Annotated in this window: 14 protein-coding genes and 1 pseudogene; 5 read left to right on the top strand and 10 right to left on the bottom strand. The window is 63.7% G+C overall.

Annotation, left to right across the window (positions count from 1 at the left end; translation table 11 throughout):
* Nucleotides 1-20: 20 nt before the first annotated feature.
* The 3 genes from OG874_RS27725 to OG874_RS27715 form a co-directional block, all read right to left on the bottom strand.
* Nucleotides 21-1166: a TfuA-like protein gene (locus tag OG874_RS27725; protein WP_330257443.1), complete on the bottom strand. Its 1146-nt coding sequence runs from the start codon at nucleotides 1164-1166 to the stop codon at nucleotides 21-23.
* 67 nt (nucleotides 1167-1233) lie between these two features.
* Nucleotides 1234-2496, bottom strand: coding sequence for a YcaO-like family protein (locus tag OG874_RS27720; protein ID WP_330250049.1), 1263 nt, complete (start codon nucleotides 2494-2496; stop codon nucleotides 1234-1236).
* Between the two features lie 27 nt (nucleotides 2497-2523).
* Nucleotides 2524-3768: a hypothetical protein gene (locus OG874_RS27715; protein ID WP_330250048.1), complete on the bottom strand. Its 1245-nt coding sequence runs from the start codon at nucleotides 3766-3768 to the stop codon at nucleotides 2524-2526.
* Between the two features lie 486 nt (nucleotides 3769-4254).
* Between OG874_RS27715 and OG874_RS27710 the strand changes: the two genes are divergently transcribed.
* Nucleotides 4255-4977 (top strand): response regulator, encoded by a 723-nt coding sequence (locus tag OG874_RS27710; protein ID WP_442943434.1) that lies wholly within the window; start codon nucleotides 4255-4257, stop codon nucleotides 4975-4977.
* 302 nt (nucleotides 4978-5279) lie between these two features.
* Here the strand turns inward: OG874_RS27710 and OG874_RS27705 are convergent, their stop codons facing one another.
* The 4 genes from OG874_RS27705 to OG874_RS27690 form a co-directional block, all read right to left on the bottom strand.
* Nucleotides 5280-6194, bottom strand: coding sequence for a hydroxymethylglutaryl-CoA lyase (locus OG874_RS27705; RefSeq protein WP_330250046.1), 915 nt, complete (start codon nucleotides 6192-6194; stop codon nucleotides 5280-5282).
* A gap of 181 nt (nucleotides 6195-6375) precedes the next feature.
* On the bottom strand, nucleotides 6376-7593 hold the full coding sequence (locus tag OG874_RS27700) for a CaiB/BaiF CoA transferase family protein (protein ID WP_330250045.1): 1218 nt from the start codon (nucleotides 7591-7593) through the stop codon (nucleotides 6376-6378).
* Nucleotides 7594-7792: 199 nt separating this feature from the next.
* Entirely contained in the window at nucleotides 7793-8719 is a 927-nt protein-coding gene (locus OG874_RS27695; RefSeq protein WP_330250044.1) for a TauD/TfdA dioxygenase family protein, read from the bottom strand.
* 141 nt (nucleotides 8720-8860) lie between these two features.
* Nucleotides 8861-9631, bottom strand: coding sequence for a deoxyribonuclease IV (locus OG874_RS27690; protein WP_330250043.1), 771 nt, complete (start codon nucleotides 9629-9631; stop codon nucleotides 8861-8863).
* A gap of 145 nt (nucleotides 9632-9776) precedes the next feature.
* Between OG874_RS27690 and OG874_RS27685 the strand changes: the two genes are divergently transcribed.
* From OG874_RS27685 to OG874_RS27670, 4 genes and pseudogenes are all read left to right on the top strand, one after another.
* A complete protein-coding gene (locus tag OG874_RS27685) occupies nucleotides 9777-10979 on the top strand; it encodes a serine/threonine-protein kinase (RefSeq protein ID WP_330250042.1) in 1203 nt (400 codons plus the stop codon).
* Between the two features lie 160 nt (nucleotides 10980-11139).
* Nucleotides 11140-12972 carry a serine/threonine-protein kinase gene (locus OG874_RS27680; RefSeq protein ID WP_330250041.1) on the top strand — a complete coding sequence of 611 codons (1833 nt, stop codon included), beginning with the start codon at nucleotides 11140-11142 and terminating at the stop codon, nucleotides 12970-12972.
* A 270-nt stretch (nucleotides 12973-13242) separates the two neighbouring features.
* Nucleotides 13243-13643: pseudogene (locus tag OG874_RS27675) on the top strand (GTP-binding protein); the annotation flags it as partial.
* Nucleotides 13570-14415 carry a TerD family protein gene (locus OG874_RS27670; RefSeq protein WP_330250040.1) on the top strand — a complete coding sequence of 282 codons (846 nt, stop codon included), beginning with the start codon at nucleotides 13570-13572 and terminating at the stop codon, nucleotides 14413-14415. The pseudogene OG874_RS27675 and the gene OG874_RS27670, both read left to right, overlap by 74 nt.
* A 59-nt stretch (nucleotides 14416-14474) precedes the next feature.
* On the opposite strand, the gene OG874_RS27665 is transcribed toward OG874_RS27670, so the two are convergent.
* Genes OG874_RS27665 through OG874_RS27655 form a run of 3 tightly spaced genes read right to left on the bottom strand, consistent with a single transcriptional unit; the run spans nucleotide 14475 to nucleotide 17804 of the window.
* Nucleotides 14475-14960 carry a glutathione peroxidase gene (locus OG874_RS27665; protein ID WP_330250039.1) on the bottom strand — a complete coding sequence of 162 codons (486 nt, stop codon included), beginning with the start codon at nucleotides 14958-14960 and terminating at the stop codon, nucleotides 14475-14477.
* The gene (locus tag OG874_RS27660) at nucleotides 14957-16183 is read right to left on the bottom strand and encodes a cytochrome P450 (protein WP_330250038.1); all 1227 of its coding nucleotides are present in this window, start codon (nucleotides 16181-16183) and stop codon (nucleotides 14957-14959) included. The genes OG874_RS27665 and OG874_RS27660 overlap by 4 nt, the downstream gene beginning before the upstream one ends.
* 25 nt (nucleotides 16184-16208) lie before the next feature.
* Nucleotides 16209-17804 carry a succinic semialdehyde dehydrogenase gene (locus OG874_RS27655; protein ID WP_330250037.1) on the bottom strand — a complete coding sequence of 532 codons (1596 nt, stop codon included), beginning with the start codon at nucleotides 17802-17804 and terminating at the stop codon, nucleotides 16209-16211.
* Nucleotides 17805-17843: the final 39 nt, after the last annotated feature.

Below are 17843 nucleotides of genomic sequence, written 5' to 3'. Positions count from 1 at the left end.
TTTGCTCCTCTCTCAGTGGATCATCGCAGAATTCGTGGACTCAAGGCCCGCGCCGCAGTGCGGGCCGCCCCACGGAGACGGACTGCCTGCTCGACAGTCGATGTGGGCAAAAAATCATATATGAGTCCATCTGTGTCAGCAGCGCGAATCTCGGCCCAACAATCGAATCCGTGCGCGATCGCGATCTCTTCCTTGGCAAAAGCCAGATCCTCGGATGAGGGCGATCCACACTCGGCGGCAAGATTCAGCTCAGCGATCCATTCGAACCGGCAAGCGGCATAGTCCCCCATATACTCGAGTTCGGCGATGATAAGTGGCTCCAATGTATCGGCTTCCAGTGCAATAAGACCCCGCATTACTCTGGAGGCGAAGGCCCTCGAGCTCTCTGTATCGTTCGGCAGTTTCATATCGTTGCTGACGAGACCTGCATTGGCGATGACAATCGGCCACAACCAGTGTTGATACTTTCCTGAGCCGATGAACCAATCTAGGAAAGAGACCGTTTGCGTTGTCGGGTCTGATCGAATCGGGTCGATGTAGCGAAGTGGTCGCGGTCCCGGAATTGTCTTCGAGTGTGCGATTGTTGATTCGTACGCAGTAGTTGTCGCAGCCATTCTTCGAATAGCCCGAATAGCGTCGAGGCGCTTGACGCCTCCTGAGTGGAATAGCGGATCCCAGAAACGGACGTCGAGCTCAGCTGCGCTCGCCATGGCTCGGATTGCGGACTTTGAACGCTCAAGAAAGTGGATGCGTTCGGCTTCTTCCGTAATCATTTTGCACTGCTTCGCGGATAAGCCGGCAGAGCGCCGTCGTTTGGCGATATACCACCTGATGTCTACGAGAGCTACGGTGACGGACCTGAACCCACTGTCGGGATCTACGGCTACCGCCACCTCAGTGTCGTCACGAAGAATTCCCGATCGAAATCCATGGAAAACGGTTCCGGTGCCACGCATGCCCGCCGGCTCACACTCAACAGCGCGGACGGCTCCCATGCTGGAGCACCCATATAGCGAAACGCGCTGGCGGGAGCTCAGGTCCGCGAATTCGCTGGGAGACGGTGCGGATGCACCGCTGAAGATGCCGTCGACCACTAAGATGCGAAATGGCGTGTCTGGATCGCCCAGTACTAACCCGTTGAGTTCCCCGCGTCGAACGGGATCCATTATCTGCGCATTTGGATGCAGCTGTTTCGCTTCCTCTTGCGCGAGCGATGATCCCACAAATATTATGTCAGACATGGTAATCCAGCATCCGCGCGTAGAGTCTCAAGCTTGTCGGAAACAATGTTGCGCCATGAGGGCGGGCAAGGCAGGGAATTACTGCGCGAATGACCGGTACATGTAGGTCCGGTCTTGTGAGATCTGCGATGAATATGTCTTCTGCACCATCGTCCCGCAATCTGTCGATCAAGTTCTCCAATTCCTCCAGGAGGGAGTCGTACTCGGGTCCGCTCAACGCTGCGGATCTCTCCGGCGGCGCACTTGTTGCATCTAATAGGTTGAGCAGATATGTCTGACGAGATTCAATTTTCTCGTCGTCATCCATGATATCCTCAGACCACCCTTCGAATGTTTCCCGGGCGCCGAGAGTAAAGCCCGCGTATGATTGGACTGCTTCACATACTGCGCGCGTCAGGGCACGAGAACCCGATTTGGCGGACCCGGCACCCATGAACACCGACGGATGTCCGATCGAGTTGGCGCCGATGCGATCTATTAGGTAGACGCAATACGTAGCCGTTCGACCGACTGCATCTAGTCCGAATGCGGATATCGAAAATCCAGCGTACGTGATGCGATCGATAATTGATGCGAGCTCCGGGTGCTCTTGCAGGTGGAGTATCTGCGGGCGATATCGTCGGCTACGATTGCCGAACTGTTGGTCGAATTCCAATGCTGCGACGGCATCCCGTTCGATCAATTCGTATATGCCATGTAGCACAGCCTCAATGTGGTGACCTCCGGAAGCCAACCCGGTGGTGTCGGCTCTATAGACGCCATCTACGACAACTGGAGACAGTACCGTCTTAGCGGGCAGGCTGGTGTGCTCGTGTCGAATCAGATCCCATGCATGGACCCACTGGTCGGACAGCAGCTCGGCTTCTATATGAGGCAGTCTCAATCTGCGTATGACTTCTCGGCGGAGGTCGATGTCCTCATCGGTGCTCACGATCTGGTGTGCAGGTACGTTCTCGGCGCTGAATCGCTCAATTCCTTCGAAGATAGCGCTCAACTCGGCTAGTGTGTCGCTGCTACCTTTGCCCAAGTGAACCGTGAGGTCTTTCGTGCACGGCGTGACCGCGGCCCATACCGGAATTTTGACTGATCCCAAATCTGTCAAACGGTGAACGCGCGTGACTGGCACTGCTTTCCTGGCGCGTTCGGCCAGATGATAGGCCGCCTCGGTGGAAAGTGCATGCCCGGCGCCATCGGCGTCCTCAACATTCTCCCACCAGTCCGGCGGCCACGAATGGCCTGCTATTGGCATCGTCATGCTTGTTTCCAACTCCGTTGATCAGGATCAGTATTTCTGGTACGGCTCGGGTATCGACGGAATATGGTCTTCCCTGGACATTGCGACCAACTCTTCCAATCGGGTCGAGCACCAGGTGCTTATCTCCTTGCGTCCCATTCGAGTAGAAAGATCGGCTGTTGCGGCGACTGCGCCGATTGCGAGGGGATCAGCCTCTATGCAGTCTAGCAATGAAAGAAGTGCCCCTTCATCATCGCCGACCTGTTGTAGACATTGCGCACGCATGTACAGCGCAATGCTTCGTCCTGGCGGCGCGAGTGCAGCGGCCATTGCGAAGTTCGCGGCTGCGGCATTGAAGTGCGCCTGTTCCACGAGGATATCGGCTCGGTATGACCAGCCCTTCGGATCGGTTGGTCTGATGTTGATGTACTCCTCGGCCCGACTCGTTGCGCTGTCGAGATCGCCACGCCATAACGACTCGCGCATTCGACTTTCTATGCAGGGAAATAGCATTTCGAGTCGGGCGGTTTCTTCGAATTCATCCGGAGCCGGTGCGTCCCGGATTGCGCGCTCGGCGAGGGTCATCTCACGCTCGACGCCATCGGCATCGGCGTCCATTTGGGGGAGAAAGCCGCCGACACGATGGAACCGACTCGTTAAACGCGCTATTTCTGGCGGCTCGAGATCTAGGCTGATGTCTGAAAGAATCTTCGCGTGCCGCTCTTGCCACTCGCCGCATTTCGCGCGGTCGCCGCTGAACTTCGCGGTCTGCATGACTACCTGGTAGGCGGCATGCAATTTGGGTCGTGACACCGGTGCGTGTAGGGCGATATCCTCGAATGACTGGACCCGGTACGGTATCCTCGGATCATCGAGCCAGCACCTGAACATCGCCCAGGTGCGCAGATATGCAAATTCAATATCCACCGATGATGACGCAGACGATAGGTCGCGTGAGACATCGTCAGGTACAATTTCTAGAACTAAATGATGGTATCCCATCTTACTTAACGCCCAACACGCCCGCAAACCATCCGGGTAGATATCGCGCCCGTGGGACTCGAGGACGTCGATGAACGCTCGCCCTCTATTACTGATAAGATCTCTCGGCACGTCCTTCGGGTGATCAACGGAGTACGCGGTCAACGGCGATATCGTTAGCTCATCGCGGAATGATTCATTGACAGAGGCCTGGATTTCAGGATGATTAGTACCGTTGATAGCATCATCGATGGCCCAGTCTAATCCGACCACGTGGAATGGAGCATTACTGACGGCCGGGCCGAAGTCCAAGTATGGCCGGTACGTTGACCAGCGGGGTATTCTGTGTTGAGCTTGCGACGGCAGAATTTTACTTGCCACTCGTGATTCACCCTCATTAGATCGACAATGCTTGCTATGGTAACGGTTCGGGGATAGCCGTACCGGCGCGGTCGTCGGGGCATTGCATGGGCGCGAAAATTCAGTTTACAATTCGCGCCCACACAAATTGTGCCCTAGTACATCAGCTTTATGGGGCGCTTAGGGCTGAGGGTTGTGTACGACTGAACCTTGTTCTTACGGTTCTTCATGTTTCCTCCTGTGTGGCCGCAGTAGAAGTCTGGCAGTGCACCAGCTTGCGACAGCCACTCCATCATCCGCTGTCTCCGTGGTAAATTCGTGTGGCTGTGTGCCTGATTTCCGGGTGTCAAGCACAAGTTTGCCCGGCATGAACCACAGATGGCTCGATCTTGCCCGGTCGGCTGAATTAGGAGCAATATTGTGCCCGTAGAATCGCCGATGCGGATTCTGGTTGCTTCACCGTTGGGAGCAGTGATCGAGCCGACCCTGTCAGCCACCTTTACAGGATCGACGGTTAAGGTAGCCGTTGATCCGGCGACTGTGCGGCAATACATTGCCAACAGAGTCCGGTTCGACGTCGTGCTCGCCGATCTGATCTGGAACAACCCCAGTCTGGAGCTTACGTTCGATGGTCTTGATGTTCTGGACATACTTCGATGCGAAGAACGGCAAGCGGCTGTCCTGCTCGCCGCGCAAGGGCACAGTATGGAGCGCGATCACTTAGATGAAGCACGTCTGCGTCCAGCCGAGGCAGTGGGCATCTATTTGAAATCCTCTGGGGTGCCTCCGCTGCTGGATGCGATTAGGGAAGCTGCGGTGGGGCGTCGTTATGATCTGAAGCCTTTGTTCAGGCCCCGATCACTTTACGAGTTCTTCGGTGACCGACGGGGCACTACGGCCGGGCGACTGGCAGGAGCCATCGCGGCAGGACGGGCATCCGATACCTCGACCCTGGCAACGGCTGCCCGAGTCGGGATCAACACCGCGAATAAAGTGACCAGCGCCTATCTAGGCCCGATCATCGAGCAACGGGGCGAACATGATCCAGATCTTCCGATGACCGTCGGGGTGGTCTATCGCTGGTGTGGCCTGCATGCTCGATACATCGTGAGTTGGTGTCGCCGAAATGGTCATGAGGACGTGCTGCAGTTTGGTCGGTGACCGGCTGGGTACGCAAGGTTGAGGGCATAGGCGACCGAGGGACCGCTTTCGCGGATGGCGTAGCCGGTCCCCGGTTCCAGTGGAACCGTGCGACCCAGCTCCACTGTTAGGACGATGGTTCGTCGGAGCGTTCATTGTCCGGATACGAGCAGGCATACTCCACCCGCCTCTACCGCCTCGGCGCGCTGCGCTTCCCCGATGCCGCCGGATTACTGCCTCGCGCAACCGAATCCGATGTCGCCCCGTGCGTCGACTTGACCGAGGCTGGTGCCGCCGTCCGTGTCGTTATTGCAGGCTACGGGTCAGATAACCCATTCGAAGGCTTCGGCCTTGGAGCGGGCGCCTTCGGCGGTGCGGGAGCGGTTGGGTTCGTTCAGTTCGGCGAGTAGGTCTTCGGTGAGTTCTACGAGAGCGGCCAGCGTCGTCGGCGTGAACCAGTCCGGGCGGGCGGCGAAGAGGATGTCTTCGCTGGAGGTGTTGCCGCTGGCGCCGGGGGCGAAGGGGCAGCCGCCGAGGCCACCGAGGGAGCCGTCGACCATGGTGGCTCCGGCCTGCAGGGCGGCAAGGGTGTTGGCGACGCCCATGCCCCAGGTGTCGTGGCCGTGGAAGACGATGCGGCGGTTGGGGGTTCGTTCGCGGACGGCCGTGATGAGGTCGAACACCTGGGTGGGGTGCGCCTGGCCGAGGGTGTCGGCGATGACGATATCGGCGGCGCCCTCGGTGCGCGGGTCGTTGGCGATGGCGAGGACGCGCTCGGGCGCCACCGGTCCGTCGAAGGGACAGGTGAAGCTGGTGGCCAGGCAGAGTTGGATCTCGCCACCCGCCTCGTGTGCCAGGCGGACGGCAGCCGGCATGGCGGCGACGCTGTCCTCGGTGCTGCGGCCGATATTGGCCTTGTTGTGCGCGTCCGAGGCGGAGAAACAGTATTGGAAGTTGCGCACACCCACCGCGGCGGCCTTCTCGACGTGGCGCGGCGTGGCCACCCAGACCCAACAGCTCTGCAACTCTTCGGGAGTCAGCGCGGCGATGAGTTCCATGGTGTTGGCCATCGGCGGGACCAGATCGGGGCGGGCCATCGACCCGATCTCCAGTGCGGGCACGCCGAGGGCGAGCAGGCGGCGGACGATATCCACCTTGCGCTCGACCGGCAGCACCTTTCCGGTCAGCTGCAGTCCGTCGCGCAGGGTGACATCGCGCAGCAGCGCCGAGCCGATCATTCTTCCTCCCGCGCGGGGTGGGGCGGTGTCTGGCGTGCCTGCGGCGGCACGCACATCACACCGCCGCAGGGCTTTTCGTTCGTCGCGGGGGTGGGGTGCACCGTGGGGCGGGCGTGGCCGGGCGCCCGCAGCTCATACGCACTGCGGCCGGGGGGCCGCCTGCGGCCGTAAACTCGCCGGGTCATCGCACCGCCAACCCGTCGATCTCGGTATCGGTCATACCGAGCAGTTCCGACAGCACCTCGCGGGTGTGCTCGCCGAGATCGGGACCGACGTTGCGGATGGGCAGGGACTGTTCGCCGATCACCGGGACGATGCCGGGGAAGCCGACCGTCTTCGGTTGCGGCGCACCGACATCCACCGGGAAGTGCTGAATCATATTGCGGGCCTTGTACTGTTCGTCGGCGACGATATCGGCCGCGGTGTAGATGGGGCCGCACGGGATCGCCGCCGCCTCGAGCAGCTTCAGCGCCTCGTCTCGAGTGTGCCGCACGCTCCATTCGGCGATCGACGCGTCGAGCCGTTCGCGGTGGCGCCAGCGTCCGGCGTTGTCCCGCAGTTCTGGATCGGCGGCCAGATCAGGGCGGCCGATCACCTCCATATAGCGCTGGAAGATGGCATCGCCGTTGCCGCCGATGATGATGCTCGCGCCGTCGCTGGTCGGGTAGGCATTGCTCGGCGCGATGCCTTCCATGCGTCCGCCGACCCGCGCACGGTTGATGCCGTAGGCAAGGTAGTCGGGGACGAGCGATTCCATCACCGACAGGATCGCCTCGTTGAGCGCGACGTCGATGATGCGCTCGCCCAGCGGGATGGATGCCGCATCGGGCTTGCGCTCGCGCTGGAACAGTGCCATCACCGTCCCGAAGGCCGCGTAGATGCCCGCGATCGAATCGCCGATGGACACGCCGACCCGCACCGGCGGCCGATCCGGATCGCCGACGAGTTCGCGCAGACCACCGACCGCCTCGGCGACCGCGGCGAAACCGGGCCGCGCGGCAAGCGGCCCGGTCTGTCCGTAGGCGGAGATCCGGGTGATCACCAGGTTCGGATTGACCTCGTCGAGCACCTCGGGGCCCAGGCCCCACTTCTCGAGCATGCCCGGACGGAAGTTCTCCAGCAGCACGTCACACTGCCGCAGCAGATCGAGGACGATGCCGCGGCCCGCCTCCGTGCGTAGATCCAGCGTGATCGACTTCTTGTTCCGGTTGATGGTGCGGTACAGCATCGAGGTATCGCCGCCGTAGAGCCGCCAATTGCGCAGCTCATCTCCGGCCTTGGGCCGCTCCACTTTGATCACCTCGGCACCGAAATCGCCGAGGATGCGACCAGCGGTCGGCGCGGCGATGTAGTTGCCGAGTTCCAGGACGCGAACCCCGTCCAGCGGGCTGATGCTCATGGGATCAGTGTGTACCATCGCGCCACCCCGGCGGGCGGCGCACCACGACACCTCGCTGGCGCTCGGCTTTCGTGGTCCGCCGCGGACTCCGCAGCGGATTGGTCGCTGGCGCGCCCAATTGCGATTACCAGCCTCGCTGGCGCTCGGCTCCCGATGATCACCGCCGGTCCCCTCATCTGCGGTAACCGGCGGTCAGCTGTCAGGCGGCGCGGGTTACTTCCTCGACGATCGAGTAGTGCTCGGCATTGCCTTGCAGCGCCGTGCTCGGTACACCGTCCACGCCGACCGGGATATCGCCGGCCAGGGTGATCCGGGTCAGCTTGCGGGGCTGGTCGTCGTAGTCGTCGATGGCGTAATGCTGGGTGGCGCGGTTGTCCCAGATGGCGACGTCACCGGTCTGCCAGGTCCAGCGGGTGGTGTTCTCCAGCCGGGTCACCCGGTCCTGGAACAGGCGGAACAGCGCCTGCGACTCGCTGGTGGAGACGCCGACGAAATGCTTGACGAAGTGCCCGACCAGCAGTGCGCGCTCGCCGGTCTCGGGGTGCACCCGCACCACCGGGTGCTCGGTCTCGTAGTAGTCGGACTGGAACTCGGCGCGGTAGGCGTCGGTATTCGGGTTGCTGCGCTCGACATTGACGGCGGCGTAGTCGTAGACGTTGGTGTGCACGGCCCGCAGGCTCTCGGCCAGGCGCTTGAGCGGTTCGGGCAGCGATTCGTAGGCGGCGACGGTGGAGGCCCAGGTGGTCGAGCCGCCGTAGGACGGCAGGTGGACCGCGCGCAGGATGGAGGCCTTCGGGATCCGGTCGACGAAGGTGACGTCGGTGTGCCAGCTGTTGGCGCGGCCGTACTCGGAGTCGATGGCCAGGCTCTTGACGCCGTGCGAGGTGACCGTCGGGTGCGGGGTGGTCGGGGTGCCGAGCAACTGCGCGAACTCGTACTGCCCGTCCTCGGTCAGGTGATCCTGCCCGCGGAAGAAGATGACCTTGTTCTCGACCAGCGCGCGCCGAATAACCTCGACGGTGGCCGGATCCAGATCGCCGCCCAAGCGGACGTTGTCGACCTGAGCGCCGATACGGGCGCCGAGTTTGGTCACGGTGGCGGTTGTGGTGGCGTAGTCGACCGTCATGGGATCACCTTCGCTGGTTGAGATCGGTTGATGCACCATCGAGCACACCACCGAAACCAGGAGCCTCACCAGGGTTTTCGTCGCCGTGATCCCAAGGACGCCCGCCGACCCCGCCACACTGCGCCATCCGACGAAGGCCGGTCAGCCGAGGTGTTCGCGCAGGTACGCCAGATCGTCGGCGACGCCCTCGGCGGGGGTCTCCAGAATGACCGGTGCGTCCGCCGTCCGGCATACCTCGGCCAGCAGTTGCGGATCGATGGTGCCGTCGGCGAAGTTGGCGTGTCGGTCCGCGCCCGAATTGAACTCATCGCGTGAGGAATTCAGGTGTACCAGGTCGATTCGGCCGGTGATCGCCTTGATCCGCTCGACGACGCCGACCAGATCCTCACCGCCCGCCCAGGCGTGGCAGGTGTCCAGGCAGAAGCCTGCGCCGAAATCGCCGACCGCGTCCCAGAGCCGGCCGATCGAATCGAAGTGCCGCGCCATGGCATGGTTGCCGCCTGCGGTGTTCTCGATCAGGATCGGCACCGCGAAGCCGCCCTTGTCCTGCTGGCGTTCGAACAGCTTGCGCCAGTTGTCGATTCCGGTCTCAAGTTCGGCGTCGGAGCGGACGTGCCCGCCGTGCACGACCAGGCCGAACGCGCCGATCTCGGCGGCGGCCTTCGCCTGCTGCGCGACCGCGTTGCGCGAAGGCATGCGCAGGCGGTTGTTCAGGCTGGCCACATTGATCTGATAGGACGAGTGCACCACCACATCGATCGGACTCGCGAGGATCTCCTCGGTCCGCGGATGCGGGGCCGGCTTGTCCCAGCTCTGCGGGTCGACGACGAACAGCTGGATGACATCGGCGCCGAGTTTCTCACCGAAGCCGATCGGATCGCTGTCGAGCCGGACGTGTGCTCCAATGCGCATGGGGGCCAGCGTATCGAGTACCACCGACAACGTCTCCGACATGGCCTCGGACTACCGGCGAACGGCCGGAACGGACCGCAACGAAGATGTTGCGTCCGGGCCGCCCGAACAGATACATCGGTAGGATCCAGGTGCTCGACCCGATATGGGGGGTGAATCCACTGTGCTGCGAAGTGGCGATGTTTTCGCTGGCTACACCATCAAACGGGTGCTCGGCCAGGGCGGTATGGGCACCGTCTACCTGGCCCAACATCCGCGCCTGCCGCGCCTGACCGCGCTGAAGCTGCTCAAACGCGAGCTGTATACCGACGCCGAGATCCGGCAGCGCTTCGAGCGTGAGGCCGATCTGGTCGCCCAGCTCGACCATCCGAATATCGTGACTGTCTTCGATCGCGGCGCCGAGGATCAACAGCTCTGGATCTCGATGCAATTCGTGCCCGGCGCGGACGCGTCCTGCGCGGATGTCAATGTGCTCGCGCTGGGACGCGCGGTGCAGATCATCGCCGATACCGCCGCCGCCCTGGATTTCGCGCATGCCAACGGCGTGCTGCACCGCGACGTGAAACCGGCCAATATCCTGCTGGCCAAGGCGCCGATCGGACAGCCGGAACGGGTGCTGCTCACCGATTTCGGCATCGCGGGCATGCGCGACAGCGACTCCACGCTGGGTTCGGCCGGAACGATCACCGCCACCCTGGCGTATGCCGCGCCGGAACAACTGACCGGAACACCGGACTATCTGGCCGATCAGTACTCGCTGGCCTGCTCGCTGTTCTGGATGTTGACCGGGACGGCCCCGTTCAACGGACCGAACCCGATGGCCGTCATCAACGGCCACCTGTACGGGTCGATCCCGTCGCTGCGCCGCCATCGGCCCGATGTGCCGCCCGGGTTGGACACGGTGCTGGCCCGCGCCATGGCGAAGCGCCCCGCGGACCGGTTCGGCAGCTGTACCGAATTCGCCGTCGCCGCTCGTCGGGTGTTGGTGTCGTCCACGCCGCACCCGCCGCAGGCGAACGGGTCGACGCAACACGGTCGGCCGGGGCCGCATCGACCGCCGGTGGGACCGAGCCACGAACCGCCGCATAATGCGGGTCCGCCTCGAAATGCCGTGCCGCCCAACGCCGCCGAGCGAGCCGGCCGCGGCAGAACCACCCGGCCGACGGAGCCGACCAATCGGGGCGAACCGCCGCAGTCGACCGAATCACCGAGATCGACCCAGCCCGCGGGCTCGCGCATGCCACTGCTGCCGCGTCGGCCGGTGCGGCCGGGCACGATCGCGCTGCCCGACATCCCGCGCCGTCCCGGCCGGACGCCGCCGGGGCCCGCCGCACGCCCTCCGCCATAGCCGGGCGCTATCGAATAACGATAAGCGGACGATAACCAGGGGTTAAGCGAATCCTGCTAAGGTTTCGATGTTTTCCGTGGTCAGGGCCCTGATTGCGGATTCTCATGCGGTACGCCAGTGCATCGGTGGGTCCCGATGCGCGGCGGGAAGTGGAGCAGACATGCTGGCCAGCGGTGACGTATTCGCCGGCTATGTCATCGATCGGCAATTGGGTCGCGGTGGCATGGGTTCGGTGTACCTGGCGAAACATCCGCGGTTGCCGCGGATGACAGCGCTCAAACTGCTGAATCGGGAGATGTTCTTCGATAAGGAGGTGCGGGCGCGGTTCGAGCGGGAGGCGGACCTGGTCGCACAGCTCGATCACCCGAATATCGTCACCGTCTACGACCGCGGCCTCGACGACGAGCAGCTGTGGATCTCGATGCAGTACGTCGATGGCATCGACGCCGCGTCGGTCGATCCGAAGTCGCTGCCGCCGGAGCGGGCGGTCCAGATCATCAAGGAGACCGCCGACGCGCTCGATTACGCGCACGGCATGGGCGTACTGCACCGCGATGTGAAACCGGCGAATATCCTGTTGGCCCGTTCCGGTGGCGGACGCGGTGAGCGGGTCTATCTGACCGACTTCGGTATCGCGCGGCTGCGCGACGACACCGGTCACCTCACCCAGACCGGCACCTTCACCGCCACCCTGGCCTACGCCTCGCCCGAACAGCTCACCGGCGTCTCGCTCGACCATCGATCGGATCAGTACTCGCTGGCGTGCTCACTGTTCTGGCTGTTCACCGGGTCCGGCCCGTTCGTGGCGACCAATCCGGCGGCGGTGATCCAGGGGCATCTGCAGGCCGCGCCCCCCGCGCTGAGCAGCGTGCGTCCCGGCCTGCCCTACCAGCTGGACGCGGTGATGGCGCGGGCCATGGCCAAGCGGCCCGATGACCGGTTCGCCTCCTGCTCGGAATTCGCGCTCGCGGCCAAGCAGGCGCTCACCAACCCCAGTGTTCCGTCGATGCCGGTGGTCGGTGGACCGCGTCCCGGCACCGGACCGGCGATACCCGTGACGGGTGGCCCGCGCCCGACCACCGGGCAGCCGATGCCCGTGACCAACGGGCCGTACCCGCAGACCGCGGGACCATACCCACAGACCGCCGGACCGTATCCGCAGACCAGCGGACCGCAGACCATGCAGCCGCAGCCACTGGCGCCGACGACCGTCAATCCCGCACACAGCACGCAGCGTCCACAGCCGATGCAGACCGCGCCGACGCAACAGCAGCCGCATCCGAGCAATCCCTACAACCAGCAGCCGCTCGGGTTCGCGACTCCGCCGGGCCCGCCGCGGCCGCCGATCGGTGGCGTGCGGCCGGTTCCGCCGCCACAGCGCAAGTCGAATACCGGGCTGATCGTCGCCCTGTGTGTCGGGCTGGTCGTTCTGCTGGTGATCGTGCTGGTGATCATCGGCGTCGTCTCGGGCGGCGGTTCGTCGACCTCCGGGGGCGGCGGCACCACGACCACGTCCGTCACGTCCAATGGTGGCGTCGACGCCACCGCGGCCGCGATCAGCAAAGAGTTCCCGCGCATGGTGCCCGCCAGCGAATCCGATTCGGTCGGCTACAACGGCGCGAAATGCAACGCCCACAAGACCGGCGACCTGACCCTGCCGACACCGGGCTCCCCGGACTTCGGCGCCTGGACCGCGCAATGGGATTGCTACGGCGGCGGCGACAACGACGACCCGTTCTACACCATCTACGTCTACAAGAACGCCTCCGACGTGCAGAGCGTGCTGAGCAAGCTGCCGTCGGACGCCACCAAGTCGACCGACACCAACGGCGGAAAGTCCTACACCAACTACAAATTCGTCAACGACGGCCCCAAGATCGTCACCGCCTTCACCGGCGACAAGAACCGGGCCCAATTCCTGATGTACGCCGACGGCCTGGCCGGCGCCCAGGACAAGGTCCTGCGCTGGTGGCGCTCGGCCCCGCTGAACTGATGTCATCCCGCTGAACCGGGCGCGAGCGAAAAATCGCTCGCGCCCGGTTCGGCTCGGACCGTACAGTTCTCGGCATGTTCGGCCACACCATCGCTCTGGAGTCCGCGGTCGCGGGCGCGATGGCGGCTGCCCTGGTGGCGTCGGCAGCAATGGCTGCGGCGCACTTCGGCGGCGCCCGAAGTGACCTTCCCCGGGATGTCCCGGGACCTCTGACGGGGAAGGTGGCCCGTCGCAGAGAGGTCCCCCATCATTCCTAGCCAGGGAAAAGTCATGTCCAAGAAGACCTACGCTCGCACCAAGCCGCATCTCAACATCGGCACCATGGGTCATGTCGATCACGGGAAGACGACGCTGACCGCCGCCATCACCAAGGTGCTCGCCGAGCGCGGCGGCGGCAGCTTCGTGCCGTTCGAGCGGATCGACCGGGCGCCGGAGGAGGCGTTGCGCGGGATAACCATCAATATCGCGCACGTCGAATATGAGACCGCCACCAGGCATTACGCCCATATCGATATGCCGGGGCACGCCGATTTCGTGAAGAATATGATCACCGGCGCGTCCAGCTCGACGGGGCCATTCTGGTGGTCTCGGCGCAGGATGGCGTCATGCCGCAGACGGCCGAGCATGTGCTGCTCGCGCGTCAGGTCGTGGTGGCGCTCAACAAGGCCGACGCGGGAGGCGGCTCAGCCCTCGGACAGCTACCGCAACGACCACAGCACGATGGTCGTGCAACTACAGCAGCCCTGCGCGGTCCGCTACCGCAGGCGGCGCAAGACACAGTGCACAAACGGCTGTTCGGCGCGGGTGTTCCGGAACACTTGCGCCGCATGTCGTTCCGAAATCGCTTGTAGTGTCGATGCCATGATCACGCTCAAAAAGGAAGATGGCGCCGCGGATCTCAACGGCATCACCAAACTGACTGTCGGGGTGAGTTGGGACCCGTCCGGCGGGACCAGCGGCGGCGCGCTCGGCATATTGCGCCGCAAGCGCGGGGTGGACCTGGATCTGATCGCCATCCTGATGCAAGGCTCCGAGCCAGTGCGTTTCGCCGGTCTCGACTCCCTCGACCCGCTGGGCAACGGCTCGGTCCAGCACACCGGCGATGAGCAGACCGGCGCCGCCACCGGTGACGACGAATCGGTGCACGTCACCTTCGCCAATGTGCCCGGCGGTATCGACGCCATCATCTTCGTGGCCGCCGCGTTCAAGAAGGGCAGTTCGTTCGAGAAGGCGAACAACATCAGTTTCAAGGTCTACGACGCGACCGGTGGCGCCGCCCAGCAGGTGGCCGATATCTGGCCCTCGCTGCTCGGCGCCGATAATGCCAATGCCGTCGCGCGCGCCTTCCGCAGCGGCGACAGCTGGCAGCTGGAAGTGCTCAACCGCAAGGGCAAGATCAAGCAGGGGGATAAGCAGGCGCTGCTGCGCTTCGCGATGGCGTAGGGGAACAGAACGAGCCGGAGCTCGCGTCACGAGCTCCGGCCCAAGTCTGTTGCTGGTTGCTACAGCACCGATTCGACGGCGGATACGACCGCCGCGTCATCGGGTGTGGTCCGCGGCCGGAACCGGCCGATCACCGCACCCTCCCGGTCGATCAGGAACTTCTCGAAGTTCCACTGGATATCACCGGCCGCGCCCTCGGTATCCGCGGTTTCCACCAGCGCGCTGTAGAGCGGATGCCGCTCCTCGCCGTTGACATCGGTCTTCTCCAGTAGCGGAAAGTCGACGCCGTAGGTGGTCGAACAGAATTCCGCGATCTCCTCGGCCGTGCCCGGCTCCTGGCCCATGAATTGGTTACATGGGACGCCGACCACACTGAAGCCGCGATCTCCGTAGGTCTTCTGCAGTTCGACGAGACCGGTGTACTGCGGTGTCAGACCACATTTGGAGGCCACGTTGACCAGCAGTACCGCCTTGTCCCCGACGAGTTCGCCCAGTGTGGCCGGGTCGCCGGAGAGGGTACGTAGTGGAATGTTGCGAATGTTCATTCGTATCGCACCTGCCAGTTCTTGATTCCATTGATCCACCCCGACCGCAACCGTACCGGATCGGTGACCTGGCTGATCTTGGGCATCACATCGGCGATCGCATTGAACATGAGGTCGATTTCCAGCCGCGCCAGATTCGCCCCGACGCAGTAATGCGCGCCGGTGCCGCCGAAAGCGACGTGCGGGTTGGGATCGCGCAGTATGTCGAAGGTGAACGGATTCTCGAAGGCGTCCTCGTCGAAGTTGGCCGAGCTGTAGAAGATTCCCAGCCGCTGGCCTTTCTTGATCTGCTGCCCACCGAGTTCGGTGTCCGCTGCCGCCGTGCGCTGGAAGGCATTCACCGGGGTGGCCCAGCGCACGATCTCGTCGGGGGCGGTGCGCGGGCGCTGCTCCCGATACAGCTCCCACTGTTCCGGATGGTCGACGAAGGCCTTCATACCGTGTGTGATGGCGTTGCGGGTGGTCTCGTTGCCGGCGATGGCCAACAGGATGACGAAGAATCCGAACTCATCGGAGCCGAGCGACTCGCCGTCCACATCGGCCTGCACCAATTGAGTGACGATGTCGTCGACCGGACAGGCGCGCCGCTGTTCGGCCATATTCCAGGCGTAGCCGAGGATTTCGGCGAAGGCGGCATTCGCGTCGCCGTACTCCGGATCGTCGTAGTTCAGCGCCTGGTTGGACCATTCGAACAGCTTGTGGCGGTCGTCATTCGGCACGCCGAGCAGTTCCGCGATGGCCTGTAGTGGAAGTTCGCAGGCGACCTGCTGGACGAAGTCACCGCCGCCGGTCTGCTTGGCCTCGTGCACGATTCGCGCCGCGCGTTCGGTCAGCGCGGCGCGCAGGCCCTCTACCGCACGTGGGGTGAAACCCTTGGAGACGATCCGGCGCGTCTTGGCGTGCTTCGGCGCATCCATATTGATCAGCATCGCGCCGGTGAGTTCGATCTGTTCCGGGGTGATATCGTCGGGCAGCCGGATGATGGCGCCCTTCTGCGCGGAGGAGTAGATCTCCGGACTGCGCGAAATCTCCTTCACGTCTTCGTATTTGCTGACCACCCAGTACCCGCCGTCGCGGAAGCCGCCCGAGGTCGCGTCGGGCTGCGCGCACCACCACACCGGTGCGGTGCGGCGCAGGGTCGCGAACTCCTCGATCGGCATGCGGTTTTCCCACAGCGCGGGATCGGTGAAATCGAAGCCTGCCGGGAAAGCGGGCGCTGCCATAGCTACCTCCTGGGTGAAATGCGGTTCAGCGCAACCTGATTCGGCGCATGAGCCGCAGGGTCGTCAACGTGGTCTGCAGCTGCTTGGCGTAGGGCAGGCCCGCGCGGGCCGCCATCAATTGGCGTTTCTGCACGCCGATATTGACGGTGTCGGTGTACTTCAACAGGCCCTGATCGCCGTGCCTGGTGCCGACGCCGGATTGTTTGATGCCGCCGGAGGGCGTGGCCTTGGCGGCGTAGGTGGTGACGAAGCCGTCGTTGATATTGATATTCCCGGCCTCGAGGTGTGCGGCGATGCGGTTGGCGTGGGTCAGGTCTCGGCTCCAGACGCTGGCGTTCAAGCCGTAGTCGGTGTCGTTGGCGAGCCGGATCGCCTCCTGCTCGTCGGTGAATCGGTAAACGCTGACCACCGGGCCGAAGGTTTCCATGGTCGCGTGGGTCATCTCGGGGGTGACGCCGGTAAGTACGGTCGGCTCGTAGAACGCCGGGCCGATATCGGGTCGCGCCTTGCCGCCGGTCAATACCGTCGCGCCCTTCGCACGGGCGTCCTCGACATGGGCCGCTACCCGCTCGAGATGCGGCACCGAGACCAGTGAACCGAATTCCGGTGTGTAGTCGTAAGCCGCGCCGATGTGGGCGTTCAATTCGTCCGCGGCCGTGACCAATCGGCGTACGAACTCGTCATAGACGCGGTCCTGCACGTAGATCCGCTCGATATGCATACACGCCTGGCCCGAGTTCGCGAAGACCGAGAACGCCGCACCGGGAATGACCTCGTCGAGATTCGCGTCGTCCAGCACGATCATCGGGTTCTTGCCGCCGAGTTCGAGGCTGCAGCCGATCAGATTGCGGCCCGCGCCCGCGCCGACCACCCGTCCGGTCGCGGTGGAGCCGGTGAACATGACGAAGTCGGCATTGTCGATCAACGTCGGACCGACATCGGGGCCCTCGCCGCATACGACCTGGAACAGCCCCTTCGGCAGGCCCGCCCGGTACAGCAGCTCCACCCCGAACAGCGCGCAGAGCGCGGTCTTGTTATCGGGCTTGAGTACGACGCCGTTGCCCGCCATCAGCGCGGGCATCGAATCCGAGAGCGCGATGGCGAACGGGAAATTCCACGGTGCGATGACCGCGACGACGCCCTTGGGACGGTGTTCCTCGGTCGAGGTGGTGATCAGCGGTACCGGGCCGCCGCGGCGCTTGGGCTTCAGTACCCGGCGCGCGGTCTTGAGGTAATGGCTGATGACCATCGGAACGTCGCAGGACTCCTCGAAGGCCATCCGGCGGGTCTTGCCGCAGCCGATCTGGATCAGGTCGGCGATGGTCTCGTGTTCGGCGAGGATCAGCTCGTGTGCGCGTTCGAAGACTCGGAGGCGGCGCTGCAGCGGCCAGGTGGCCCATTCCTGTTGGGCGGCTCGCGCGGTCGCGTAGGCGGTGGTGAGGTCCTCCGGTGTCGACTGGGGCAGGTCGCCGACGACGGCTCCGGTGTAGACCTCGATCATCGAGTACGGGGCGGCGGTTCCGCTCGACGCGACCAGATCGGTCAGTCGGCCGACCAGTTCCGCGGTGATCCGGGCGGGCAAGGCGAGTGCGGCATCTTTATTGGTTTCTGTTGTGCTCATCAGACCTACTTTTCAACGACGGCAGATGTTCTCGAATTA

The sequence above is a fragment of the Nocardia sp. NBC_00565 genome (assembly GCF_036345915.1).
Classification (GTDB): domain Bacteria; phylum Actinomycetota; class Actinomycetes; order Mycobacteriales; family Mycobacteriaceae; genus Nocardia.
This window is presented reverse-complemented; position numbering and strand designations above follow the sequence as displayed.